This is a genomic window from Ochrobactrum quorumnocens, assembly GCF_002278035.1.
Classification (GTDB): Bacteria; Pseudomonadota; Alphaproteobacteria; order Rhizobiales; family Rhizobiaceae; genus Brucella; species Brucella quorumnocens.
This window is the reverse complement of sequence record NZ_CP022604.1, coordinates 821094-845498: the sequence shown is the minus strand read 5'-3', so window position 1 is coordinate 845498 and position 24405 is coordinate 821094. Positions and strand designations below refer to the sequence as shown.

Sequence of the window (24405 nt, the reverse complement as noted above, 5' to 3'; positions counted from 1 at the left end):
GCTGCACCCGGTAACGGGCGACTCTTATCGCCCACTACGCCAGTTTCGGGGAATACGGCAACGATGTCCAGAGCGACGGTCGTTACAATCAACGGGGTTCACAAGAGAACCCTTATCACGTTTTCAGATTACACTTACCCAGATGGCGAAAGTGGCAACGAACAGGCTGACGGAGACGAAAGACAAAACGTCGTAGACGAGATCGGTCATTGGAATAACTCCTCTTTGTTCACGTATGTTTAGTTTTTGTTCCATTTTTGTTCTAATGTCAACACCTGCCTTAATGACCACGTGTATTTAAGGTTTATGAAAAATAAACGTGCAATCGCCGGCAGCGTGGCTGTCGGCGTTGAACAAATGAGATATGTGGGAAATTGCTTTGATACCGCATGGCAGACACGCTTCCCGCCTTGCCATATGCTTACAGCGGCTCCAGTTGAGATCGAATTGTTGGAACCACTGTTACTATTTGTTTGTACGCATTTACCTCACGCAAAACCGCTTCGCACTTTTGGCTCAAACGCTATGATCAGACGTCGACGACCTTGCCTTCGCGAAGCGTCACGCGACGATCCATACGGCGGGCCAGTTCGTGGTTATGCGTCGCGATTAATGCTGCAAGCCCCGACTGGCGCACAAGAGCCTCCAGAGCACCGAAGACATAAGACGATGTCGTCGGATCAAGATTGCCCGTTGGCTCATCAGCCAACAGCACCAGAGGCGCATTGGCAACTGCACGCGCAATCGCGACGCGCTGCTGCTCACCACCGGAAAGCTCTGACGGACGATGGGATGCGCGCTTGCCGATCTTCATATAGTCGAGCAGCTGCTGTGCCCGTGCTGATGCTGCCTTCTGCGGCAAGCCACGGATCATTTGCGGCATCATCACGTTTTCGAGTGCTGAGAATTCCGGCAACAGATGATGGAACTGATACACGAAGCCAACATCGTTTCGGCGGATAGCCGTGCGTTCATCTTCAGAAAGCGTGCTGCACGAGCGACCATCCAGAATAACGTCGCCGCTGTCCGGACGCTCCAGCAGACCCGCAGTATGCAGCAAAGTCGACTTGCCCGCACCAGATGGTGCAACGAGCGCCACCATCTCACCACGACGCAAAGTGAAACTCGCATCCTTCAGGATAACCAGTTCACGATCGACTTCCTTATAGGCCCGGCTCACATTTTCCAGGCGCAGAATGACTTCAGCCGCCATTATTCATACCTCAGTGCTTCGACCGGATCGAGTTTGGCAGCGCGCCAGGCCGGAAAAATGGTGGCAATAAAGGAAAGGATCAAGGCCATCGCAATGACGGAAACTGTTTCACCGACGTCCATCTTTGCTGGAAGCGTACTCAAGAAATACAGTTCCGGATTGAACAATGTCGTGCCTGAAAGCCATGAGAAGAACTGTCGAATCCTCTCGACATTAAGGCATACCACGACACCTAAAACCACACCGGCAAGAGTACCGGTCACACCAATCGCCGCACCAGTCATCAGGAATATACGCATGACCGCGCCACGCGTTGCTCCCATGGTTCTGAGGATCGCAATATCCCGCCCCTTGTCCTTCACCAGCATGATAAGGCCGGAGATAATATTGAGCGCAGCAACAAGCACGATCAAGGTCAGGATCATGAACATAACATTGCGTTCGACCTGTAGTGCCGAGAAGAAAGTCTGGTTGCGCTGACGCCAATCGACCAGAGAAATCTGCCTTGCCGCCACCTCCTCGACAGGCGCGCGCATCGCATCAACCTTGTCAGGATTGTCGACAAATATCTCTAGTGATTGCACCTTGCCTTCCTGATTGAAGAAAAGCTGCGCCTCTGAAAGCGGCATCATCACAATTGACGCATCATATTCCGACATGCCGATCTCAAAGATTGCGGCAATCGGATAAGCCTTCACGCGTGGATTGACACCAAAAGGCGTGACGTCACCATCGGGCGAGATAACGCGCAATGAATCGCCAATAGAAAGGCCCAGATTTTCAGCCATACGGGTACCGATTGCCACGCCGCCGCTCTGATCGAAGCCCTTCAAGGTGCCCTGTTTTACGTTCGTGGAAACCAGCTTGAGCTTGTCCAGATCCTCTTCCCGAAGTCCGCGCACCAATGCACCGGTGCCAGCTCCGATGTTGCCCTGAACGAGAGCCTGCCCCTCGACCACAGGAATGGCGAACTGGACGCCCTTGATACCATCTATGCGCTGGATGAGGCTCGCATAATCATCAAGCGGCCGATCCATCGGCTGCATGATGAGGTGGCCATTGATACCCAGAATGCGGGTCAAAAGCTCGGCACGAAACCCGTTCATCACCGCCATAACGATGATGAGTGTGGCAACACCAAGCATGATGCCGGTGAAAGAAAAACCGGCAATGACCGAAATAAACGTCTCGCGGCGGCGCGCTCGCAAATAGCGCCATGCGATCATCCGCTCAAAGGCTGAGAACGGACCGGAAGAAGGCGCCTTGCTCGATGCCTTCTGCTTGCCATCAGATTTTGCTGCCGCCGCATTGCTCATATTTAAGCCGTCAACAGGTTGATTGCCGCTTCAACAGTGAGGTTCTGACGCTCACCCGTCTTGCGATCCTTAACTTCGACTTCACCCGCGGCAACGCTGCGTGGACCGACGATCACCTGATAAGGCAGACCAATCAGATCAAGAGTTGCGAATTTGGAGCCCGGACGGTTGTCCGTGTCGTCCAGCAGCGGATCGAGGCCAGCATTAGTGAAGGCTTCGTAGAGCTTTTCGCTCACGCCATCACAACCTTCGTCACCTGGCTTCATATTGACAATGCCAACGCCGAACGGTGCGATTGCCTTTGGCCAGATGATGCCTGCTTCATCATGCGAAGCTTCAATCGCGGCAGCAACCAGACGCGATGGGCCAATACCATAAGAACCCATTGATACAAGGTGGTCCTTGCCATCAGGCCCCTGCACTTTCGCACCCATTGGTTCGGAATACTTGGTGCCGAAATGGAAGATATGACCAACTTCGATACCCCGAGCCGAAACCTGATCGTCGGCTTTCACCGCAGACCATTCTGCTTCGTCGTGCATTTCATCAGTTGCCGCATAAGGCGTTGTCCAGCGTGTAACGATATCCGTTAGCTGCGCATCATTACGGAAATCCGTATCAGCACCTGGAACCGCCAGATCGAGATAAGCCTTGTCGCAATAAACCTGGCTTTCGCCTGTTTCCGCGAGAATGATAAACTCATGAGAAAGATCGCCACCGATCGGGCCGGTATCGGCACGCATCGGGATCGCCTGCAGGCCTACGCGGGCGAAAGTGCGCAGATAGGAAACGAACATGCGATAATAAGCCATTTTCGCGCCCTCATAATCGAGGTCGAACGAATAGGCGTCTTTCATCAGGAATTCGCGCGAGCGCATTACGCCGAAACGTGGACGTACTTCATCGCGGAACTTCCACTGAATATGATAGAGGTTGAGCGGTAGATCCTTATAGGAGCGCACATAGGAACGGAAAATATCCGTGACCATCTCCTCATTGGTCGGACCGAAGAGCATATCGCGCTCCTGACGGTCCTGAATGCGCAGCATTTCCTTGCCGTATGCATCGTAGCGACCACTTTCGCGCCAAAGATCGGCGGATTGGATCGTCGGCATGAGAATTTCGTTGGCCCCTGCACGGTTCTGCTCTTCACGAATGATGTTGCAGACCTTGTTGAGGACCTTAAGACCAAGCGGGAGCCATGAATAGATGCCTGCCGACTGCTGCCGGATCATACCGGCGCGCAGCATCAACCTGTGAGAGACAATTTCTGCCTCCTTTGGGTTTTCTTTCAGAATGGGCAAAAAATACTGCGACAGACGCATCGTGACCACCGATCAAGAGAGAGATTGCCTGAGTATCAACTGAGTGTGTGTAGAATCAGGCAAAAATTAAGCAAACTTGGCGGTTTCATATCGGGTTATGCCGCTGTTGAAAACCCGCCTCTCCGCGCTTTACTGAGGAGCCTTTTTGCCGTCCACAACCATCATCGGCGACTTGTTAAATACAGATAAGGAAAGACTGCTGAAGGATTCACTTTAATTTTCAATGTATTATGTATCTGAGATATTAAAACAGAAAAAAATACGAAGGAAATATGACGACTCGAAAGATTTTTGGTGACAAAAGGTGTGCAGTCCGCTATTTTTTTCATCAACAAGCCTAACAACGGAATAGAACCGTTGTATCACGCGGTCAAAGTCTTGGGAGGATGGATCCAGGCGCGAAATTCCGCCGCCGCCAGTAAAATGGAAACGGGTCGAACGCGTATTCGACTAGCAAGGCGTGAGCCTTGCTTTTTTTTTGGCTTTATCGCGACTGCAATCTGCGAAACCGCAACGCTCAGCACAAGCCTTTGATATTCTTTTTACTTTTCTTATTTTCATCATGCTGAACGGCTGGCGTTAAAGCATTTCCAGCAAAAGTGGAAACCAGTTTTGCGTTCGGAAATGCGTAAAAAGAAATAGTTACAGCGGTTCCAACGATTAAACATCAACTGGAGCCGCCGTAAGCTTAGTTTCGGTGCGCATCCATCTCGAAAAACTTCATTAAAATAAAGCATGTCGCTTCGCTAATTGTCTATCTATTCAAACAGTTATGCAGAAACAATAATTTTTAGATTCAAGGCATATTCTCAATAAAATGCGCCCACTGCCCAACGCAAAACGACGCCTAAATTTTAGGCGCCGCTCCGTCAAATCAGAAAAATAAGCACTATAGAACGACCGCTTTTACTTCAGATCAGGGAAGAAGTGCGGGATATCGTCAAGGCCGAAACCTTTGATCTGCGTCATGTAATAGTAAAGGCAGAAGATAGCCGTAGCCACCAAGGTTGTTCGCAGAAATGCAAGCCCGATGCGCGGCTTGGCAGGAGCGCTTGCAACCGTACCCAGTGTCACATCGTTTTCTTCTGCTTGCGTCCGCAAGCCGACAGGCAAAAGCGCAAACAGCGTCGTCCACCAGATGACAAAATAAATCGCGATGCCTGAAACCCAGGACATTATTATACCTCCTCCAGTTCGATCAGTGTCCCATTGAAGTCCTTGGGATGCAAAAACAGAACGGGTTTGCCGTGTGCGCCGATCTTTGGCTCACCATCACCGAGAATGCGCGCGCCTTCGGTCTTGAGACGATCGCGGGCAGCAATAATATCGGCGACCTCATAGCAAAGGTGATGCATGCCGCCAGATGGATTCTTTTCGAGGAAGGAGGCAATGGGTGATCCCTCACCCAATGGCTCAAGCAATTCGATCTTGGTATTGCCAACATCGATGAAGACCACCGTAACACCATGTTCAGGCAAGGCTTGTGGCGCTGTTACTTTCGCGCCCAATTGGCTGCTGTAAAGCGCGGAAGCAGCCTTTATATCTGGCACCGCGATTGCGACATGGTTCAGGCGTTCAAGCATCAGTGTCCTCCTCCCGAAAACAGAGCTACTTTATCCGGTTGATAAACACCGTCACTACCGGCTTTTTGCCCCATGCCTCATTTGTCGCAGAGCGAACAGCTCGGCGGACCGATTCACGAACCACTTCGAGATCTTTACGACGCGCGCGTGGAATGCTGTCGATGGCCTCGATTGCCGCATCGAGCAGAATGTCTTCCATCAGATCGCCCTGCCCGTCTTCTTCCGGCAATCCGAAAGCCACGAGATCGGGTTCATCCATAATCTTGAAATCACGATCGAGCAGTACTGAAACAGCGACATGACCGACAAAAGCGAGCTTACGACGCTCTACCATGCCTATCTCGTCTTCGTCACCGATCAGCTTGCCGTCCTTGTAGATGCGGCCAACCGGTGCTTCATCGATGATTTCGGCTCTGCCGGGTGCAAGACGCAGCATATCGCCGTCACGAACCTGAGCAATTTCTTCGATGCCTTCCATTGCACCAAGCGACCCTTGGGCAACCAGATGTGCTGCCTCTCCGTGTACCGGAACAAGAATTTTCGGACGCACCCAAGAATACATGCGCTTGAGTTCATTACGACGCGGGTGGCCGGAAACATGCACGAGCGCATCATCATCGCTGATTAGCTTGATACCCTGATCGATGAGCTTGTTCTTGATATCCAGAATAGCCTTCTCATTACCGGGAATAGGCCGCGATGAGAAAATCACTGTATCACCCGCCGACAAAGCGATGCTGCGCATTTCATCGCGAGCAAGTTTTGCAAGCGCTGCGCGTGGCTCGCCCTGACTACCCGTCAGAATAACAACGACATTTTCACGCGGAATATAGCCGTAATCGTCTTCACTGAGGAACTCCGGCAGGCCTTCCATATAGCCAAGCTCGGTTGCCACAGCGATCGTGCGCTTCATCGAACGACCGACCACCAACACCTGACGCCCAGCATCGCGTGCTGCTTCCGTAATAGAGCGGATACGACCGACATTAGACGAGAAGGTTGTAACAGCCACGCGACCGCGTGCATTTTCGATCAGCTCACGCAGGCTATCGCCGACTTGACGCTCGGAAGGAGATTCACCTTCGCGCATCGCATTGGTGGAATCGCAGATGAGTGCCAGAACACCCTGATCTCCAAGCGCACGAAACCGTGCTTCATCAATGAGCGGCCCCATCGAAGGATCGGGGTCCATCTTCCAGTCGCCCGTGTGAACAACCGTGCCAAGTGGCGTGGTAATAGCTAGCGAAACGGGTTCAGGGATCGAGTGCGTAACGGCAATTGCTTCGAGCTTGAATGGACCGACTTCGAAAGTTTCGCCAGCCTTGAAGATCGTGACCGGGATTTCCGGTGCACCAAATTCAGACTGACGTTTTGCTTCAAGCAAGCCTGCCGTGAATGGTGTCGCGTAGACCGGCGCTTTCAAGCGTGGCCAAAGATCGAGCAGCGCGCCGTAATGGTCTTCATGCGCATGCGTAATGATGATGCCGCGCAGATTGTTCTTCTCGGCTTCAAGGAAGCGAATATCCGGCAGGATCAGATCCGCGCCAGGATGTTCTGGACCGGCAAAGCTTACGCCCATGTCGACCACGATCCATTCACGATTGTCTTCTGGACCTAAGCCATACATAGCCAGGTTCATGCCGATTTCGCCGACACCGCCAAGGGGCAGGAAGACAAATTGGGTCGATGGTGAGCGGGGCATAATGCCTCCCTGTTCTAACTCATGGTTTAGAGCGACGACTTGCCGAGTTGATTCAGCTTTACGCTCTAACTTTTTGATTTAACGCATAACCTTTAGCAAAAGTGTCTAACACCTTTTGAGCTATGCGCCGTAAGTTTTCGTTCTTTCGCCTGTCATCATGGGAAAACCTGTTCCCATCATTCAACGACACGCCCTAATTATGACCCAGTTGAACCGGCTGCCGATAGTTTGCAAACCCGGAACAACGCGCACAGCGATCAATTGTGCACAATATTCACTCAGGAAACGGGTTTAACAGAGGCCGCTGTTCCAAAATAAACGTCCCCAGCTGTCACCGGAACACGTGTACCGTCATCCTCGCGAATGACAAGCCGGCAATCCGAATCGATAGTTTCAAAAACGCCTTCGACAATGCGACCATTCAATTGCATCACAACAGGCTGACCAAGTCCGTGTGCCCGCTTGAGCCACAGCTCACGGATCGTGTTGAGGCCACGGCCATCATCCCAAATGCTATAATAATGGCACCATGCATCAGACAACGCCAAAAACAAGATAGTAGCATCGGCGTTACCGCCCAATCCGTTGATGGACGTCGCAGCGTAAGGCAAGCCATCCGGAGCGGCCACGACATTCGTGCCCATACCCACAGCAAGACCAAACAGGCCTTCGGCAAGCAACGTCGATTCCAGGAGAATACCGGACAGTTTTGCACCGTCAACGAGAACGTCGTTCGGCCATTTAAGCGCAACGTTCACGCGGGCCGCAACAGTCGATGGCAGAACCGCATCGACAGCATCGGCCAAAGCCAAACCAGCCACGAAACCTAAAGTGGCGGCAATCTTGGGATCAAAACGATCAACCAGAAGCAATGTTGCTGCAAGATTGCCTTCAGGAGCAGTCCATGTACGGCCGCGTCGGCCGCGTCCGCTCTCCTGCTTGGGAGAAACGAACCAGAGGCGTCCTGCATCGCCGGCATTCGCCCGCTCCAGCGCCTCTGCATTGGTAGAACCAACGACTGGAAAAAACTCCAGTCTGTATCCGTCTGCTAAAGCCGCAGGTGCCAGCGTGAAACCCATGCCATCACCTGCGGCTTTATTTATTGTCATGCTCAGAAGAACGTCTTGGCTGCAGTTTCAGCCAAACCGCCAAGCCAGCCGCCAATCAATCCATAGAACAAAACGAATGCACCCGAAGCGAGCAGTACCAGACGAAGCTCGATTGCTGGTGTAACGAAGGTCGTTACCGGCTCATCGAACCACATGATCTTGATCATGCGCAGGTAGTAGAACGCGCCGACAACGGAAGCGACAATACCGATGATTGCGAGCGGATACAGACCCACTTCAACGGCTGCGACGAAGGTGTACCACTTACCGAAGAAGCCAGCGAGCGGCGGAATACCTGCAAGCGAGAACAGCATCATGGTCATGATTGTTGCCATAACCGGATTGGTCCGCGACAGGCCTGCCAGATCTTCAATCTGCTCGACATTGCCTTCCTTTGTCCGCATGGACAGGATGAAAGCAAAGCTACCAAGCGTCATGACGAGATAGATCAGCATGTAAAGCGCAACGCCGCGAACACCAACAACCGTACCAGCTGCCAGACCAACGAGCGCATAGCCCATGTGGCTGATCGATGAGTAAGCCATCAGGCGCTTAATGTTACGCTGGCCGATAGCAGCAAAGGCACCCAGCACCATCGACGCGATTGCGACGAAAGTAATGACCTGCTGCCAGTCGTGGGTGACAGGAGCGAAAGCGCCTTCCACAACACGAACGATCAGAGCCATTGCAGCCATCTTAGGGGCAGCAGCAAAAAACGCGGTTACAGGTGTTGGCGAACCTTCATAAACGTCCGGCGTCCACATATGGAACGGAACGGCAGAAATCTTGAAGCAAAGGCCTGCCAGAATGAACACCAGACCGAAGACCAGACCGAGCTGACGCTCGCCACCGGAAATAGAACTGGCGATTTCCGCAAAGCCGATGTGACCAGTGTAGCCATAAACAAGACTGATACCGTAAAGCAGCATGCCCGAAGAGAGCGCACCCAGAACAAAGTATTTCAGTCCGGCTTCTGTCGAACGAACGCTGTCACGATTGAAAGCTGCGAGCACATAGAGTGCGAGCGACTGCAGCTCGAGGCCCATATAAAGCGTCAGCATGTTGGATGCTGATACCATGATGAGCATGCCAAGCGTCGCAAGAACGATCAGCACTGGGAACTCGAACTTGTCGAACTTCTCTTCACGCGCAAAACCAACGGACATGACGAGCGTCACGATAGAGCCGATCAATGTCAGCACTTTCATGAAGCGTGCGAAACCATCGTTCACAAAGCTGCCGCCAAAGGCGATACCGTTGTGCGGGAAGATAACGACAAGAGCCAGTGCAGCAATCAAAACGGCGACAGCGAGCCCATTGACGAGTGTGGAGGCGCGCTCTCCGGAGAACACGCCGATCATAAGCAATGCCAGCCCGCTCAGCGCGAGGAGAACCTCGGGTGCTGCGAGAGACAGGGAAGCAATCAGGTCGGTTTGCATCGGGCCTTTGCCTTTACTACTGCGCCAGCGTAGCGCTAGCGGCATTCGCCAGCGCTGCGTCGTAATTATTAACCAGTGCATGCACAGCGCTTGCGGTCGCATCGAAGACCGGCACTGGATACACACCGAAGAAAATGGTGAGGATCACAAGCGGATACAGGATCAGCTTTTCACGCGGGCTGAGATCGAGAAGGCCTTTGAGACTTTCCTTGGTCAGCGCACCGAAAACCACGTTGCGATAAAGCCACAGCGCATAGGCTGCCGACAGAATCACACCAGAGGTTGCGAACAGAGCCACCCACGTATTGACGCGGAAGACACCGAACAGCGTGAGGAATTCACCGATAAAGCCTGACGTACCCGGAAGACCGACATTCGCCATCGTCAAGATGAGGAATGCAACGGCATATTTCGGCATGTTGTTGACGAGACCGCCAAAGGCCGAAATCTCACGGGTATGCATACGATCATAGATCACGCCGACACAAAGGAAGAGTGCTCCTGAAACGATACCGTGCGAGAGCATCTGGAAGATTGCACCCTGCACACCCTGCTCATTGGCTGCGAAAATACCCATGGTGACGTAGCCCATGTGCGCAACCGAGGAGTAAGCAATCAGCTTCTTGATATCTTCCTGCACCAAAGCAACGAGCGAGGTGTAGACGATAGCAATTGCGGAAAGTGCAAAGACGAATGGAGCGAAATCGGCAGATGCCAGCGGGAACATCGGCAACGAGAAGCGCAGGAAGCCATAGCCACCCAGCTTCAGAAGGATACCGGCCAGAATAACCGAGCCTGCCGTTGGTGCTTCAACGTGCGCGTCCGGCAACCAGGTGTGAACCGGCCACATCGGCATCTTTACAGCGAACGATGCGAAGAATGCCAGCCATAGCCACGTTTGCATGCCTGCAGGGAAATCGTACTTGAGCAGCTCCACGATATTCAATGTACCGGCCTGCCAGTACATTGCCATGATCGCGATCAGCATCAGTACCGAGCCGAGCAGCGTGTAGAGGAAGAACTTGAAGCTTGCATAAACGCGGCGCTTGCCACCCCAGACACCGATGATGATGAACATCGGGATAAGGCTTGCTTCAAAGAAGACGTAGAACAGGAACAGATCCAGCGCGCAGAACACGCCGATCATGAGCGTTTCCAGAATAAGGAACGCGATCATGTATTCCTTGACGCGCTTGTCGATAGCGATCCAGCTTGCCAGCACGCAGAAAGGCATGAGGAAAGCAGAAAGCACGACGAAGAGCATTGAAATGCCGTCAACGCCCATGTGGTAGGAAATCCCACCACCGAGCCAGTCGACCTGTTCGACCATCTGGAAGCCTGGATTTGAATTATCAAACCCAGCCCAGATAACCAGAGACAGAATGAACACGAAAACCGTAGTCAGCAGCGCAACATTCTTAATGTTACGACGCGAGGCTTCGCTGTCATCCTTGATGAGAAGGATCAACAAGGCGCCGACGAGCGGCAGAAATGTGACCGTAGAAAGAATTGGCCAATCGGTCATCAGAGAGAGCTCCCGAGCATCATCCAGGTGACGAGCGCGGCGACGCCGATAAGCATCGCGAATGCGTAGTGATAAAGGTAACCAGACTGCATCTTCACAACGCGACCTGTAACATCAAGAACGCGTGCAGCGACACCGTTTGGACCGTATCCGTCGATAATCTTGCCGTCGCCGACCTTCCAGAAGAAGCGGCCGAGCCAACGTGCAGGACGAACGAAGATGCGGTCATACAGTTCGTCGAAGTACCACTTGTTGAGAAGGAACTGGTACAGACCGCGATGACGTTCTGCGAGTGCCTTCGGAATGTGTGGTGCTCGGATATAGAACACCCAGGCCGTAACCAGACCGATCACCATCGCGATGAACGGAGACAGTTTAACCCACAACGGAACGTGGTGATAATGATCCAGGATTTCATTGCCTGGAGCGGTGTAGAGCGCGCCCTTCCAGAACTCTGCATATTCGTGTCCGAAGAAGTATTCCTTGAAGACGAAACCAGCAAACAGAGCACCAACAGCAAGCAGCAACAACGGAACGAGCATCACTGGCGGCGATTCATGCACATGATGCATGACTTCAGCGGAAGCGCGTGGCTTGCCATAGAAAGTCATGAAAATCAGACGCCATGAATAGAAGCTCGTGAACATCGCTGCGATAACCAGAAGCGTGAAGGCGTAACCTGACGCAAGGCTGTGCGATGCGAAGACCGACTCGATAATAGCATCCTTCGAGAAGAAGCCAGCCGTACCGATGATCGTTCCTGGAACGCCCAGACCCGTAATCGCAACAGTACCGATCATCATCATCCAGTAGGTGATTGGGATCAGCTTGCGCAGACCACCCATGCGACGCATGTCCTGCTCGTCCGAAACGGCATGGATAACCGAACCGGCGCAAAGGAACAGAAGTGCCTTGAAGAATGCATGCGTGAAGAGGTGAAATACAGCCGCGCCATAAGCGCCGACACCCAGAGCCGCAAACATATAACCAAGCTGCGAACAGGTCGAGTAAGCGATAACGCGCTTGATGTCGTTCTGTACAAGCGCAACTGTTGCAGCAAAGAATGCTGTCGTTGCGCCGATAATCGTCACGATCAACAATGCGGTGTGCGAATGTTCAAAGATCGGCGACAAACGTGCAACCATGAACACACCCGCGGTCACCATCGTTGCCGCGTGAATAAGTGCGGAAACAGGTGTCGGGCCTTCCATCGCGTCAGGAAGCCATGTGTGCAGCAGGAACTGCGCGGACTTACCCATCGCACCCATGAAAAGCAGCAGGCAAACAACAGTAAGGGCTGTTTCCTTGTGCAGTTCATAGCCGAGGAAGTTGAGAACAACCGCACCGGTATCGGCAGCACCTTCAGCAGGCAAATAATTCGCAGCAGCAGCAAAGATCGTGTTGTAATCGACCGACTGGAACAGTGCGAACAGGCCGAAGATACCGAGCAGGAAGCCGAAGTCACCAACGCGGTTGACAACGAAGGCTTTCATTGCGGCGGCATTTGCCGATGGCTTCTGGAACCAGAAACCGATCAGAAGATAGGATGCCAGACCCACACCTTCCCAGCCGAAGAACATCTGAATCAGATTGTCCGACGTTACCAACATAAGCATGGCGAAGGTGAAGAGCGACAGATAGGCAAAGAAGCGCGGACGATGCGGATCGTGGTGCATATATCCAATCGAATAGATATGCACGAGTGCCGACACCGAGTTGATCACGACAAGCATGACGCCGGTCAACGTATCGACGCGCAGCGCCCAATCAAAGGACAGCGAACCGGACGTAACCCAATGAAGCACGGGGATACGAACCGTTTCGGCATCGTGGCCGAGCGGGATTTGAAAGAACACGACCCATGACAGGATCGCAACGATCACCATCAGGCCGGAAGTAAGATATTCACTCGCTTTGGCACCAATCTTGTTGCCGAAAAGACCGGCAACAAGAAAGCCAATAAGCGGAAGGAAGACGATCGCGTTATAGAGCATTTGCCCGTCAACCTTTCATAACATTGACGTCTTCCACCGCGATAGAACCGCGATTACGGAAGAAAACAACGAGGATTGCCAGACCGATAGCCGCTTCTGCAGCTGCAACAGTCAGAACGAAGAGCGCGAAAACCTGCCCGACCATATCGCCAAGCACAGAAGAAAACGCCACGAAGTTGAGATTGACCGAGAGGAGGATCAATTCGACAGACATCAGGATGACGATGACGTTCTTGCGGTTTAAGAAAATACCGAAAACGCCAAGTGTGAACAGGATGGCTGAAACGGTCAGATAATGAGAAATACCGATTTCCATATTCTTATCCTCAGATGCCTTTGCCCGTTTCGACCTTCTTGATCTCGATCGCCGTTTCAGGCGTACGAGCAACCTGATCCGGGATCGACTGGCGCTTTACATTTGGCTTGTGCCGCAGCGTCAGAACGATCGCACCGATCATGGCAACGAGAAGAACCAATCCGGCAATCTGGAAGTTGAAAACGTAGTCGGTGTAAAGAATGTCACCGAGGGCTGCAGTGTTGGTGCGTTCTGCGAGATCAGGGATAGGAACCGAGCCCTGCCCCAGCTTAGGAGCGAACATCGAACCTGCGAACACAACGATCAGCTCGCCAAGCAGGATCAGACCAACAAGAGCACCAACCGGCGCATATTGCAGCGCACCACGCTTGAGCTCAGAGAAATCGACATCCAACATCATGACGACGAAGAGGAAGAGAACCGCCACAGCGCCGACATAAACGACAAGCAGGATCATGGCGAGGAACTCGGCCCCCGTTAGCAAGAACAGTGCCGCCGCATTGAAGAAAGCGAGGATCAGAAACAGCACCGAATGCACGGGGTTGCGCGCCGCAATCACCATGAACGCGCTGGCGATCATGATAAAGGCGAACAGATAAAAGAACGCTGCCGCAATACCTGTCAGCATGGGGATCCCCCAACACCTTTCCGTGGACAAAGCCCTATTGCTTTGCCCGCTTTAGTCTTTGTTTGTCGCGAAAAATCGCGAAACTTAAATTCAGGCAACAAGCGAGGCTGCCCCCTCTTGTTGCCGCTTTTCAAACCGGATGCCGAAACAGAGGTTTCAGCAAAACCAATCAGCGATATGGCGCATCAATAGCGATGTTGCGCGCAATTTCGCGTTCCCAGCGATCGCCATTGGCAAGGAGCTTGTCCTTGTCATAGTAGAGCTCTTCGCGGGTTTCGGTCGCAAACTCGAAGTTCGGACCTTCAACGATCGCATCTACAGGGCAAGCTTCCTGACAGAAGCCGCAATAGATGCACTTCACCATATCGATGTCGTAACGCACCGTGCGGCGCGTGCCATCATTGCGGCGGGGACCCGCTTCAATGGTGATAGCCTGCGCCGGGCAGATCGCTTCGCAAAGCTTGCAAGCAATGCAGCGTTCTTCGCCGTTGGGATAACGACGCAGCGCGTGTTCGCCACGAAAACGTGGAGAAATCGGACCCTTTTCATGCGGGTAGTTCAACGTCGCTTTTGGCGCGAAAAACTGGCGCATGGAGAGGAAGAAAGCGCCGACGAATTCCTTGAGAAGGAGTGATTTCGCGGCCTGTGCGAAAGAAGCCATTTTTCTTTCTCCTTACACCAGATCGAAGACTTTGATGACGGTCGCGGTCAGAACAACCATGAAGAGCGAGATCGGCAGGAACACTTTCCAGCCCAGACGCATCAACTGGTCGTAGCGGTAACGCGGTACGAAAGCCTTTACCATAGCGAACATGAAGAAGCAGAAGCAAAGCTTGAGCATGAACCAGATGATGCCCGGAACCCAATTGAGGAACCATACGTCGACCGGAGGCAACCAGCCGCCAAGGAAGAGCGTCGTCATCAGGGCGCACATCAGCGTGATCGCCACATACTCGCCGAGGAAGAACAGAAGGAACGGTGTGGACGAATACTCGATCATATGACCGGCCACGAGTTCCGATTCAGCTTCGACAAGGTCGAATGGCGGGCGGTTCGTTTCAGCAAGTGCCGAAATGAAGAAGATCACGAACATCGGGAACAGAACCAGCCAGTTCCAGTCGAGGAACGAAGCCGGCAGTCCGAGCGATGTACCGATACCCGTATTCTGCGACAACACGATATCTGTCAGGTTAAGCGAGCCAACCGTCAGAAGAACCGTAACGATCACAAAACCGATCGACACTTCATAGGAGACCATCTGCGCTGCCGAACGAAGTGCACCCAGAAACGGATACTTCGAGTTCGAGGCCCAGCCGCCCATGATAACGCCATAAACTTCAAGCGAAGAAATAGCGAAGATGTAAAGCAAACCGACATTGATGTTGGCGATTGCCCAACCTTCATTGACGGGAATGACCGCCCAGGTTGCCATTGCCAGCACAGCGGAAATGAAAGGTGCAAGAAGAAACACACCCTTATTCGCGCCGGATGGAATGATCGGCTCTTTGAAGACGAACTTCAAAAGATCGGCAAAAGCCTGAAACAGACCCCATGGGCCAACGACGTTCGGTCCACGGCGAAGCTGCACGGCTGCCCAAATCTTACGATCCGCATAAAGCAGGTAAGCCACGACGATCAGCAATACGACAAGCAGAACGACCGACTTCAGCGCTATAATCAGCGCGGGCAAGACGTAAGCTGCAAAAATTCCGTCCATTATTCCGTCTCTCTCTCGCTTACTCAGCTGCCTGTTGGAAGCTGCCGGCCGCAAGCGCCGAGCACTCGGCCATGACAGCGGAAGCACGCGCGATTGGGTTCGTCAGGTAGAAATCCTTGACCGGGGAAACGAACGCAGCGCCGCCACCCAGGTTGGTTGCCTTACCAGCCAGCGCGACCAGATCGTCGGCAGCGGCAGGTGCAACAGTGTCAATGGCCATCATATGCGGGTAATCTGCATAGAGCTTGGCGCGAAGCTGTGCGAGGCTGTCAAATGGCAGACGCTTGCCGAGCGTGTCGGAAAGAGCGCGCAGAATTGCCCAATCTTCCTTTGCTTCGCCCGGTGCGAAACCAGCACGGTTGCCGAGCTGCACGCGACCTTCAGTGTTAAGCCATGTACCCGATTTTTCGGTGTAAGCCGCACCTGGCAGGATAACGTCAGCCGCATGTGCACCGGCATCGCCATGCGTACCGATATAGACAACGAAGCTCGAACCCTTGGCCGTCATGTCGAGTTCGTCTGCACCGAGCAGAAACACAACATCAAGATTGCCGAGCATTTCGCCTGCAACCTTGCCGCCCTCACCCGGCACAACGCCGAGATCAAGAGCACCGACGCGCGAAGCCGCAGTGTGAAGGACCGAGAAGCCGTTCCATTCGCCATTGATCGCGCCGACATCTTGCGCGAGCTTTGCAGCTTGAGCCAGAACAGCAGCGCCGTTTTCGCCAGTCAATGCGCCCTGACCAACAATGATCAGCGGACGTTCGGCTTTCGCCAGCACGTCGCGGAATGCATTTTTGCCGGAAGCGACAGCTGCAAGTGTGTCTGCACCTGCGCCAAGATATTCGTAGTTGTAACGCAGTTCAGCCTGTTCACCGATCAGAGCGATTGGGAAATGGCCCATGCGCTGACGCTTGCGAATACGAGCGTTCAGAATAGCCGCTTCAACACGTGGGTTGGAGCCGATGATCAGAAGAGCGTCAGCATTTTCAATGCCTTCGATCGTCGTATTAAAGAGATAGCTTGCACGACCCAAAGCTGGATCAAGTGCTGCGCCATCCTGACGGCTATCAATATTGGCAGAACCAAGCGACGCGATCAGGCTCTTCAGAGCATAAAGTTCTTCAACCGAAGCCAGATCGCCAGCAACAGCCCCGATCTTGTCAGCAGATGTTGCCGAAACCTTGGCAGCGATTGCTGCAAAAGCTTCAGGCCACGATGCTGCTACCAGACGACCATCCTTACGAACATATGGGCGATCAAGGCGCTGGGTGCGCAGACCATCCCAGATGAAACGGGTCTTGTCGGAAATCCACTCTTCGTTCACGGCTTCGTTGACGCGTGGCATGATGCGCATCACTTCACGACCACGGGTGTCAACGCGGATGTTCGAACCAACTGCATCCATCACGTCGATGGTTTCAGTCTTGTTCAATTCCCACGGACGCGCCTGGAATTCATATGGACGTGAGGTCAGAGCACCAACCGGGCAAAGGTCGATGACATTGCCCTGCAGCTCCGAAGTCATAGCGCGCTCGAGATAAGTGGTGATTTCAGCATCTTCACCACGACCAATGAGGCCGAGTTCAGAAATACCAGCCACTTCGGTCGTGAAGCGGACGCAGCGCGTGCAGTGAATGCAGCGTGTCATCACAGTCTTGACGAGCGGGCCGATATACTTGTTCTCAACCGCACGCTTGTTTTCGCGATAGCGTGAACCGTCGGTACCAAACGCCATTGCCTGATCTTGCAGATCGCACTCACCTGCCTGATCGCAAATCGGGCAATCGAGCGGATGGTTGATGAGTAGGAATTCCATCACGCCTTCGCGGGCCTTTTTGACCATCGGCGTGTTGGTGAAAATTTCAGGTGCTTCGCCATTCGGGCCGGGACGCAGATCGCGTACGCCCATAGCGCAGGATGCAGCCGGCTTTGGCGGTCCACCCTTCACTTCAACAAGGCACATGCGGCAGTTTCCGGCGATGGAAAGCCGTTCGTGGAAACAAAAACGCGGGACTTCCGCCCCCGCGGCTTCGGCAGCCTGAAGGAGCGTATAGTGATCGGGTACTTCGATCTCTGTGCCGTCAACCTTAATATTTGCCATCGCTTATCCAAACCTGCGGCTCTTGCCGCATCTTCCAGATGTCAAACTCTATTACGGCCCGTGGGAGACGGACCGCACCACACAATGCGTCAGCCTTATTCCGCTGCTTCCAGACGGATGTTGCGGCTCTGAACAGCGTTGCGCGTATAATCGTCAATGCGCTTTTCAATTTCCGGACGGAAATTGCGGATCAGGCCCTGAATAGGCCATGCAGCAGCATCACCAAGCGCGCAGATCGTGTGACCTTCAATTTGCTTGGTCACATCAAACAGCATGTCGATTTCGCGCTTCTGCGCGTTACCCTTGACCATGCGTTCCATGACGCGCCACATCCAACCAGTACCTTCGCGGCAAGGCGTGCACTGGCCGCAGCTTTCATGCTTGAAGAAAGCTGCAAGACGAGCAATTGCCTTGATGACGTCAGTGGACTTGTCCATGACGATCAGACCGCCTGTTCCGAACGACGATTTTTTGTCGCGCATACCGTCGAAATCCATGATGGCGTCCATCATGTCTTCGGCCTTAATAATCGGGCATGATGCGCCGCCAGGAATGACTGCAAGCAGATTGTCCCAGCCGCCGCGAATACCGCCGCCATGCTTTTCGATCAGCTCGCGGAAGGTGATGCCGAGGCCCTCTTCCACGGTGCATGGCGTATTCACATGACCGGAAATCTGGAACAGCTTCGTGCCGACATTGTTCGGACGACCGATCGACGAGAACCATGCGCCGCCGCGACGAAGGATCGTCGGAGCAACAGCAATCGATTCAACGTTGTTCACTGTCGTCGGGCAGCCATAGAGGCCCATATTTGCGGGGAAAGGAGGCTTTAGACGTGGCTGGCCCTTCTTTCCTTCAAGGCTTTCCAACAGAGCGGTTTCTTCGCCGCAGATATAAGCGCCAGCGCCGTGATGGAGAAGAATCTCCATATCCCAGCCGCACTTATTGTTCTTGCCCAGAAGACCTGCATCGTAACATTCGTCAATCGCTGCCTGAAGCGCTTCACGCTCACGCATGAATTCGCCGCGCAGATAGATATAAGCAACGTGAGCGCCCATGGCGCAACCGGCGATAACGCAGCCTTCGATCAGCGTATGCGGATCGTGGCGCAGAATTTCGCGGTCCTTACAGGTGCCCGGTTCGGATTCGTCGGCATTGACGACGAGGTAATGCGGCCGGTCCGTAACTTCCTTCGGCATAAAGGACCATTTCAGGCCGGTCGGGAAGCCAGCACCACCACGACCACGAAGGCCAGATGCCTTCATCTCGTCGATGATCCAGTCACGACCCTTGTCGATGAAGCCTTTGGTGTTATCCCAATGGCCACGCGACATAGCGCCCTTCAGGGACATGTCCTTGAAGCCATAGATATTGGTGAATATGCGATCCTTATCAGCCAGCATGTCTCACCTGTTTCCGTTTCTGTTTGCCAATGTCGAAGTCATCATACGGGCTTCTTTCCGAATACCTTGATGTATTCTTCGACGCCGCCCTTGGCCAAAGCCTTGGCCTGCTTAACCCAGTCTTCACGATCAATGCGACCGTGGAAGCTCAGATAGCCGTCAACCCATTCGCGCTCGGCTTTCTTCCAGGAAGCAACCTGCTTGAAGGTGAAAACACCCAGCTCATGCAGGGTTTCCTCAATCTTCGGGCCGACGCCGGAAATAAGCTTCAGATCGTCAACAGCTTCTGGACGCTCAATTGCTTCCGGACGGTTCTTATCGTCAAGCTTGTAATCTTGCTTGCTGTCAACCGAAGCAGCCTTCTCAGCAGCGTTTGATGCCTTAACATCAGACGGCGTCTTGAGGCTTGGATCGGTTTCTGTAGCATTGGTCACTGGTTTGGCTGCATTCGACGGTGCAACGTTCTTGGCTTCTTCCGCAGCTTTCGCTGCAGCTTCTGCCTTAGCCTTTGCTTCAGCTTCCGCCTTGGCTTTGGCAACTGCAGCATCGGATGCCTTACGGGTTTCCAGACCGATCTTCTTGTAGTCCAGATCTTCAGTCAGCGCTGTTAGACCGCCCATAGGTTCAGACGTAATACGCCCATCCTGCGGACCCGTCTTAACAGTGTCGCCCTTACCTGCTTCGAACGCATCGATAATTTCAGCAAGGCGTTCCGGTGTCAGGTCTTCATAAGCGTCCTTGAAGATCATGACCATCGGTGCATTGACACAAGCGCCCTGGCATTCAACTTCTTCCCACGACAGCGTGCCTTCGGCGTTAAGCTCAAAAGGATCGTGGTGGATTTTATGACGGCAAACATCCATCAGTGCTTCCGAGCCACGCAACATGCATGGCGTGGTGCCGCAAACCTGAATGTGCGCGCGCGTGCCAACTGGCTTCAGCTGGAACTGCGTATAGAAAGTAGCGACTTCGAGAACGCGGATCAGCGGCATATCGAGCATGTTTGCGACATGTTCGATAGCAGCCTTCGTGACCCAGCCATCCTGCTCCTGCGCACGCATGAGCAAAGGGATAACAGCCGACTGTTGGCGGCCTTCAGGGTATTTTGCGATCGTCTTGTGCGCCCAGTTCTGATTTTCCGCGTTAAAAGCGAAACCAGCCGGCTGGACGGCATCATCTGCGAGACGGCGAACGGACATCAGCGGTCAACCTCACCAAACACGATATCGAGCGAGCCAAGAATTGCCGACACGTCAGCCAACATGTGACCGCGGCACAGGAAATCCATGGCCTGAAGATGGGCAAAGCCCGGGGCGCGCAGCTTGCAGCGATAAGGCTTGTTGGTGCCATCCGATACGAGGAAGACGCCAAATTCACCCTTTGGTGCTTCGACAGCTGCATAAACTTCACCGGCAGGCACGTGATAGCCTTCCGTATAAAGTTTGAAGTGATGGATGAGCGCTTCCATCGAACGCTTCATCTCGCCGCGCTTCGGCGGCACGATCTTGTTATCGGTATTGGAGACAGGACCTACGCGTTCCTTGCCGAGCAGAAGATCAACGCACTGGCGCATGATGCGGGCCGATTGGCGCATTTCTTCCATACGGATCAAGTAACGGTCATAGCAGTCACCGTTCTTACCGATCGGAATATCGAATTCCATTTCGTTGTAGCATTCATAAGGCTGCGACTTGCGCAGATCCCATGCTGCACCCGAACCACGAACCATGACGCCCGAGAAGCCCCATGCCCAAGCATCATCAAGCGAAACAACACCGATATCGACGTTACGCTGTTTAAAAATGCGGTTTGGCGTAATCAGATCGTCGAGATTGGCAAGCGTGGTATTGAGGAACGGATCGATCCACTTGCCGATATCTTCCACAAGCTGATCAGGCAGATCCTGATGAACACCACCTGGACGGAAATAAGCTGCGTGCATACGTGCACCACAAGCGCGTTCATAGAACACCATCAACTTTTCACGTTCTTCAAAGCCCCAGAGCGGCGGCGTCAGCGCACCAACGTCCATAGCCTGCGTGGTCACGTTAAGAATGTGATTCAGAATACGGCCGATTTCCGAGTAAAGCACGCGGATCAGCTGGCCACGCTTAGGCACATCAACGCCGAGCAGGCGTTCGACAGCGATCGCATAGGCGTGCTCCTGATTCATCGGCGCCACATAATCGAGACGGTCGAGATAAGGCAAAGCCTGAAGATAGGTCTTCGTTTCCATCAGCTTCTCGGTGCCGCGATGCAGCAGACCGATATGCGGATCGACACGTTCAACGACTTCGCCGTCGAGTTCAAGAACTAGACGCAAAACGCCGTGCGCAGCCGGATGCTGCGGACCGAAGTTAATATTAAAGTTGCGGACCTGAGTCTCAGCCATGTTCAGCTTCCTGTTTGGCTGCTATCGCCGTCAAGAATTCCTCGCCGGTCATCCGGTGGGTCTTGTTGGCAAAATCGTAATTTGCAGGCTTGTTATCGATGAAGATTTCTTCGGCGAAATGAAACAGCTCCGGCTCGGCAAAAGCCTGCATGGACACCATCGTCATTCCATCGTGCACGCCGCGCCAAAACAGCGAGGCACCACACTTCGAACAAAAACGACGCTCACCCCACTCTGAAGAGCTATAGGTCGCAAGCGCAGCTTCATTTTCAATCTCGACCGAAGTACCACAGTTCACAGCCATAAACGCGCCACCGGACCAGCGACGGCATATGCTGCAATGGCAAACGTCCATTTCCATCTTCGCAGGAGAGGCTGTGAATTTCACCTCTCCACAAAGACATTGGCCGTTCAATCTTTCGACAGAGCCCATCATCTCACCTTAATTCGTCTTTGCCTTCTCGTCGCCGGGCAGGACGTAGTCAGTCCCTTCCCACGGCGAGAGGAAGTCGAAATTGCGGAATTCCTGTCGCAGAACGACGGGCTCGTAAATGACGCGCTTTGCTTCATCGCTATAGCGAACTTCAACGAAACCAGTCGTTGGAAAGTCCTTGCGCAGCGGATGACCTTCAAAACCATAATCGGTCAGAATACGACGCAGATCAGGATGGCCGGAGAACAGAATGCCATACATGTCGTAAGCTTCACGTTCGAACCACTCGGCACCGACATAGACAGACACTGCAGACGGCACCAGCGTATCTTCATCAGCGCGAACCTTAATGCGGATACGAAGGTTCTGACGTGGAGACATGAGCTGATAGACAACGTCGAAGCGCTGTACGCGCTGCGGATAGTCTACGCCGGAAATATCCGTCAGGTTCACGAACTGGCACTGCACGTCATCGCGCAGGAACGTGAGAACGCTGATCAAGCTTGCAACTGGAACGCTGAGCGTCAGCTCACCATAAGCCAGATTCGCCTCTTCGATCGCATCGCCGAGACGTTCCTTGATATAGCCGGAAAGTTCACCAAGAGCTTCTTCGCTCATATCTCTAACTTCCTTCTTTAGAACCCGACCCATCCTTGGGAAAACAGATCGACTTCTAACAAACCCTCTTGCACAATTCAGACAGCAACGGCCCGATTAGCGCTCGATAGTACCAGTACGGCGGATCTTCTTCTGAAGCATAAGAATGCCATAAAGCAGCGCTTCCGCGGTTGGCGGGCAGCCTGGAACATAAATATCGACTGGAACCACACGATCGCAGCCACGCACTACAGAATAAGAGTAGTGATAATAGCCGCCGCCATTGGCGCAGGAACCCATCGAAATAACATAGCGAGGCTCAGGCATCTGGTCATAGACCTTACGCAAAGCCGGAGCCATCTTGTTGGTCAGTGTACCTGCAACGATCATGACGTCGGACTGGCGCGGAGATGCGCGTGGCGCAATACCGAAACGCTCTGCATCATAGCGCGGCATGGAAATATGCATCATTTCCACAGCGCAGCATGCGAGGCCGAAAGTCATCCACATCAGCGAGCCCGTACGTGCCCAGGTGATCAGAGCGTCAGCAGAGGTGACGATGAAGCCCTTGTCGGACAGTTCGCTGTTGAGATCATTGAAGAATGCGTCATCGGAGCCGACAGGCTTGCCCGTGCGAGGGTCAAGAATACCCTTTGGCTGCGGGGCAATGAGCGTCAAACCCGACGCCTGATTTGTACCGGTCAATCCCATTCCAGCGCTCCCTTCTTCCATTCGTAGATGAAGCCGATGGTCAAAACACCAAGGAAAAGCATCATCGACAGAAAGCCGAACCAGCCGATTGCGCCGAAGGACACAGCCCACGGGAACAGGAAGGCGACTTCGAGATCGAAGATGATGAAGAGAATCGACACCAGATAGAAACGGATGTCGAATTTCATGCGAGCGTCATCAAAGGCATTGAACCCACACTCGTAAGCTGAAAGCTTTTCCGGGTCGGGCTGTCTGTACGCGACAAGAAACGGCGCAACCAGAAGGGCTACACCAATTACCATCGCGATGCCGAGAAAGATGACAATCGGCAAATAGGAACTTAAAAGCTCGTTCATGATCCTTATCCGGCTTGAATACGAGGCTGCGCCGCCTGTCATAAGCTTTTTAGAGCCTACCACCATGCGACACATTGCATCTCTTGCGACCTCGTCGCCTCAAGCAGCTTCAAAAGGCATGCCGTGCGAACTTAAGTATTTGGCGGGACGGTTAGCGCAGCATGCGCGCGAGCGCAAGCCCTCCAACACGAACAGGCGGGTATAGTCCGGCCAAGATGCTTAATAAGAGGCAACATCAAGCCCATATATGCCACCCAAACCCCATATAGCACGAAAACATCATAATTTCGTGAGGAAAAGGCAAACAGCGATCTTTCGCCATTATCCACCCGATAGAATCAATCGATTTAAATCATTCGGCTCATTCTTGTGACCGATTCAGATGGATCTCAACGCGCGTGAAAGAAAGTAAAGCGTGCAGAAATGTGTAGCGATAATGCAATCCTCAGCGGACAAACTTTATACGCCGGATTTCATATGAGGCATAAGCCTCAACAGCATTTCGGACTCTCTTTATATATAGGGGTCAAAATCGAGCCCCA

At 53.2% G+C, this 24405-nt stretch carries 22 protein-coding genes; all 22 read right to left on the bottom strand.

The annotated features are described in order from the left end of the window. Positions 1 to 529: 529 nt before the first annotated feature. The 22 genes from CES85_RS13530 to CES85_RS13425 all read right to left on the bottom strand — a co-directional run bounded on the left by CES85_RS13530 (position 530) and on the right by CES85_RS13425 (position 23863). Positions 530 to 1213, bottom strand: a complete 684-nt coding sequence (locus tag CES85_RS13530; RefSeq protein WP_095446453.1) for an ABC transporter ATP-binding protein — start codon at positions 1211 to 1213, stop codon at positions 530 to 532. After that, positions 1213 to 2529, bottom strand: a complete 1317-nt coding sequence (locus CES85_RS13525) for a lipoprotein-releasing ABC transporter permease subunit (RefSeq protein WP_095446452.1) — start codon at positions 2527 to 2529, stop codon at positions 1213 to 1215. Before CES85_RS13525 ends, CES85_RS13530 begins: the two co-directional genes overlap by 1 nt. Before the next feature lie 2 nt (positions 2530 to 2531). Next, the gene (gene proS / locus CES85_RS13520; RefSeq protein ID WP_095446451.1) at positions 2532 to 3854 is read right to left on the bottom strand and encodes a proline--tRNA ligase; all 1323 of its coding nucleotides are present in this window, start codon (positions 3852 to 3854) and stop codon (positions 2532 to 2534) included. A gap of 906 nt (positions 3855 to 4760) precedes the next feature. Further along, positions 4761 to 5030, bottom strand: a complete 270-nt coding sequence (locus CES85_RS13515; protein WP_095446450.1) for a DUF1467 family protein — start codon at positions 5028 to 5030, stop codon at positions 4761 to 4763. Positions 5031 to 5032: 2 nt separating this feature from the next. Next, a complete protein-coding gene (gene mce, locus CES85_RS13510) occupies positions 5033 to 5437 on the bottom strand; it encodes a methylmalonyl-CoA epimerase (RefSeq protein WP_095446449.1) in 405 nt (134 codons plus the stop codon). Positions 5438 to 5462: 25 nt separating this feature from the next. Next, positions 5463 to 7139: a ribonuclease J gene (locus CES85_RS13505; protein ID WP_095446448.1), complete on the bottom strand. Its 1677-nt coding sequence runs from the start codon at positions 7137 to 7139 to the stop codon at positions 5463 to 5465. A 278-nt stretch (positions 7140 to 7417) separates the two neighbouring features. Then, on the bottom strand, positions 7418 to 8218 hold the full coding sequence (locus tag CES85_RS13500; RefSeq protein ID WP_095447877.1) for a biotin--[acetyl-CoA-carboxylase] ligase: 801 nt from the start codon (positions 8216 to 8218) through the stop codon (positions 7418 to 7420). 32 nt (positions 8219 to 8250) lie between these two features. Continuing rightward, complete coding sequence (gene nuoN / locus CES85_RS13495) at positions 8251 to 9687, bottom strand: NADH-quinone oxidoreductase subunit NuoN (protein ID WP_095446447.1); 1437 nt, start codon at positions 9685 to 9687, stop codon at positions 8251 to 8253. Between the two features lie 16 nt (positions 9688 to 9703). After that, entirely contained in the window at positions 9704 to 11212 is a 1509-nt protein-coding gene (locus CES85_RS13490) for an NADH-quinone oxidoreductase subunit M (RefSeq protein WP_095446446.1), read from the bottom strand. Further along, positions 11212 to 13206 (bottom strand): NADH-quinone oxidoreductase subunit L, encoded by a 1995-nt coding sequence (nuoL, locus tag CES85_RS13485; protein ID WP_095446445.1) that lies wholly within the window; start codon positions 13204 to 13206, stop codon positions 11212 to 11214. The genes CES85_RS13490 and nuoL overlap by 1 nt, the downstream gene beginning before the upstream one ends. A gap of 7 nt (positions 13207 to 13213) precedes the next feature. Beyond that, positions 13214 to 13522 carry an NADH-quinone oxidoreductase subunit NuoK gene (nuoK, locus tag CES85_RS13480; protein ID WP_007874552.1) on the bottom strand — a complete coding sequence of 103 codons (309 nt, stop codon included), beginning with the start codon at positions 13520 to 13522 and terminating at the stop codon, positions 13214 to 13216. A 10-nt stretch (positions 13523 to 13532) separates the two neighbouring features. Continuing rightward, entirely contained in the window at positions 13533 to 14150 is a 618-nt protein-coding gene (locus CES85_RS13475) for an NADH-quinone oxidoreductase subunit J (protein ID WP_095446444.1), read from the bottom strand. 169 nt (positions 14151 to 14319) lie between these two features. Further along, complete coding sequence (gene nuoI / locus CES85_RS13470; protein ID WP_094576849.1) at positions 14320 to 14811, bottom strand: NADH-quinone oxidoreductase subunit NuoI; 492 nt, start codon at positions 14809 to 14811, stop codon at positions 14320 to 14322. A gap of 12 nt (positions 14812 to 14823) precedes the next feature. Then, positions 14824 to 15867 carry an NADH-quinone oxidoreductase subunit NuoH gene (nuoH, locus tag CES85_RS13465; protein ID WP_095446443.1) on the bottom strand — a complete coding sequence of 348 codons (1044 nt, stop codon included), beginning with the start codon at positions 15865 to 15867 and terminating at the stop codon, positions 14824 to 14826. Positions 15868 to 15886: 19 nt separating this feature from the next. Continuing rightward, positions 15887 to 17971, bottom strand: coding sequence for an NADH-quinone oxidoreductase subunit NuoG (gene nuoG / locus CES85_RS13460; protein WP_095446442.1), 2085 nt, complete (start codon positions 17969 to 17971; stop codon positions 15887 to 15889). 95 nt (positions 17972 to 18066) lie between these two features. After that, positions 18067 to 19374 carry an NADH-quinone oxidoreductase subunit NuoF gene (nuoF, locus tag CES85_RS13455; protein ID WP_095446441.1) on the bottom strand — a complete coding sequence of 436 codons (1308 nt, stop codon included), beginning with the start codon at positions 19372 to 19374 and terminating at the stop codon, positions 18067 to 18069. A gap of 41 nt (positions 19375 to 19415) precedes the next feature. Beyond that, complete coding sequence (locus CES85_RS13450; RefSeq protein ID WP_095446440.1) at positions 19416 to 20573, bottom strand: NADH-quinone oxidoreductase subunit E; 1158 nt, start codon at positions 20571 to 20573, stop codon at positions 19416 to 19418. After that, positions 20573 to 21766 carry an NADH-quinone oxidoreductase subunit D gene (locus CES85_RS13445; RefSeq protein ID WP_095446439.1) on the bottom strand — a complete coding sequence of 398 codons (1194 nt, stop codon included), beginning with the start codon at positions 21764 to 21766 and terminating at the stop codon, positions 20573 to 20575. The genes CES85_RS13450 and CES85_RS13445 overlap by 1 nt, the downstream gene beginning before the upstream one ends. Next, on the bottom strand, positions 21759 to 22199 hold the full coding sequence (locus tag CES85_RS13440; RefSeq protein WP_095446438.1) for a GFA family protein: 441 nt from the start codon (positions 22197 to 22199) through the stop codon (positions 21759 to 21761). The genes CES85_RS13445 and CES85_RS13440 overlap by 8 nt, the downstream gene beginning before the upstream one ends. A 9-nt stretch (positions 22200 to 22208) precedes the next feature. Continuing rightward, positions 22209 to 22817, bottom strand: a complete 609-nt coding sequence (locus tag CES85_RS13435) for an NADH-quinone oxidoreductase subunit C (protein WP_095446437.1) — start codon at positions 22815 to 22817, stop codon at positions 22209 to 22211. Positions 22818 to 22913: 96 nt separating this feature from the next. Then, the gene (locus tag CES85_RS13430) at positions 22914 to 23507 is read right to left on the bottom strand and encodes a NuoB/complex I 20 kDa subunit family protein (RefSeq protein WP_095446436.1); all 594 of its coding nucleotides are present in this window, start codon (positions 23505 to 23507) and stop codon (positions 22914 to 22916) included. Further along, positions 23498 to 23863, bottom strand: coding sequence for an NADH-quinone oxidoreductase subunit A (locus CES85_RS13425; RefSeq protein ID WP_007874537.1), 366 nt, complete (start codon positions 23861 to 23863; stop codon positions 23498 to 23500). The genes CES85_RS13430 and CES85_RS13425 overlap by 10 nt, the downstream gene beginning before the upstream one ends. Positions 23864 to 24405: the final 542 nt, after the last annotated feature.

Bases quoted from the DNA above. Each gene is read 5' to 3' on its own strand.
- CES85_RS13530 (WP_095446453.1), bottom strand. From the start codon at position 1,213: ATGGCGGCTGAAGTCATTCTGCGCCTGGAAAATGTGAGCCGGGCCTAT.
- CES85_RS13525 (WP_095446452.1), bottom strand. From the start codon at position 2,529: ATGAGCAATGCGGCGGCAGCAAAATCTGATGGCAAGCAGAAGGCATCG.
- proS (WP_095446451.1), bottom strand. From the start codon at position 3,854: ATGCGTCTGTCGCAGTATTTTTTGCCCATTCTGAAAGAAAACCCAAAG.
- CES85_RS13515 (WP_095446450.1), bottom strand. From the start codon at position 5,030: ATGTCCTGGGTTTCAGGCATCGCGATTTATTTTGTCATCTGGTGGACG.
- mce (WP_095446449.1), bottom strand. From the start codon at position 5,437: ATGCTTGAACGCCTGAACCATGTCGCAATCGCGGTGCCAGATATAAAG.
- CES85_RS13505 (WP_095446448.1), bottom strand. From the start codon at position 7,139: ATGCCCCGCTCACCATCGACCCAATTTGTCTTCCTGCCCCTTGGCGGT.
- CES85_RS13500 (WP_095447877.1), bottom strand. From the start codon at position 8,218: ATGGGTTTCACGCTGGCACCTGCGGCTTTAGCAGACGGATACAGACTG.
- nuoN (WP_095446447.1), bottom strand. From the start codon at position 9,687: ATGCAAACCGACCTGATTGCTTCCCTGTCTCTCGCAGCACCCGAGGTT.
- CES85_RS13490 (WP_095446446.1), bottom strand. From the start codon at position 11,212: ATGACCGATTGGCCAATTCTTTCTACGGTCACATTTCTGCCGCTCGTC.
- nuoL (WP_095446445.1), bottom strand. From the start codon at position 13,206: ATGCTCTATAACGCGATCGTCTTCCTTCCGCTTATTGGCTTTCTTGTT.
- nuoK (WP_007874552.1), bottom strand. From the start codon at position 13,522: ATGGAAATCGGTATTTCTCATTATCTGACCGTTTCAGCCATCCTGTTC.
- CES85_RS13475 (WP_095446444.1), bottom strand. From the start codon at position 14,150: ATGCTGACAGGTATTGCGGCAGCGTTCTTTTATCTGTTCGCCTTTATC.
- nuoI (WP_094576849.1), bottom strand. From the start codon at position 14,811: ATGGCTTCTTTCGCACAGGCCGCGAAATCACTCCTTCTCAAGGAATTC.
- nuoH (WP_095446443.1), bottom strand. From the start codon at position 15,867: ATGGACGGAATTTTTGCAGCTTACGTCTTGCCCGCGCTGATTATAGCG.
- nuoG (WP_095446442.1), bottom strand. From the start codon at position 17,971: ATGGCAAATATTAAGGTTGACGGCACAGAGATCGAAGTACCCGATCAC.
- nuoF (WP_095446441.1), bottom strand. From the start codon at position 19,374: ATGCTGGCTGATAAGGATCGCATATTCACCAATATCTATGGCTTCAAG.
- CES85_RS13450 (WP_095446440.1), bottom strand. From the start codon at position 20,573: ATGTCCGTTCGCCGTCTCGCAGATGATGCCGTCCAGCCGGCTGGTTTC.
- CES85_RS13445 (WP_095446439.1), bottom strand. From the start codon at position 21,766: ATGGCTGAGACTCAGGTCCGCAACTTTAATATTAACTTCGGTCCGCAG.
- CES85_RS13440 (WP_095446438.1), bottom strand. From the start codon at position 22,199: ATGGGCTCTGTCGAAAGATTGAACGGCCAATGTCTTTGTGGAGAGGTG.
- CES85_RS13435 (WP_095446437.1), bottom strand. From the start codon at position 22,817: ATGAGCGAAGAAGCTCTTGGTGAACTTTCCGGCTATATCAAGGAACGT.
- CES85_RS13430 (WP_095446436.1), bottom strand. From the start codon at position 23,507: ATGGGATTGACCGGTACAAATCAGGCGTCGGGTTTGACGCTCATTGCC.
- CES85_RS13425 (WP_007874537.1), bottom strand. From the start codon at position 23,863: ATGAACGAGCTTTTAAGTTCCTATTTGCCGATTGTCATCTTTCTCGGC.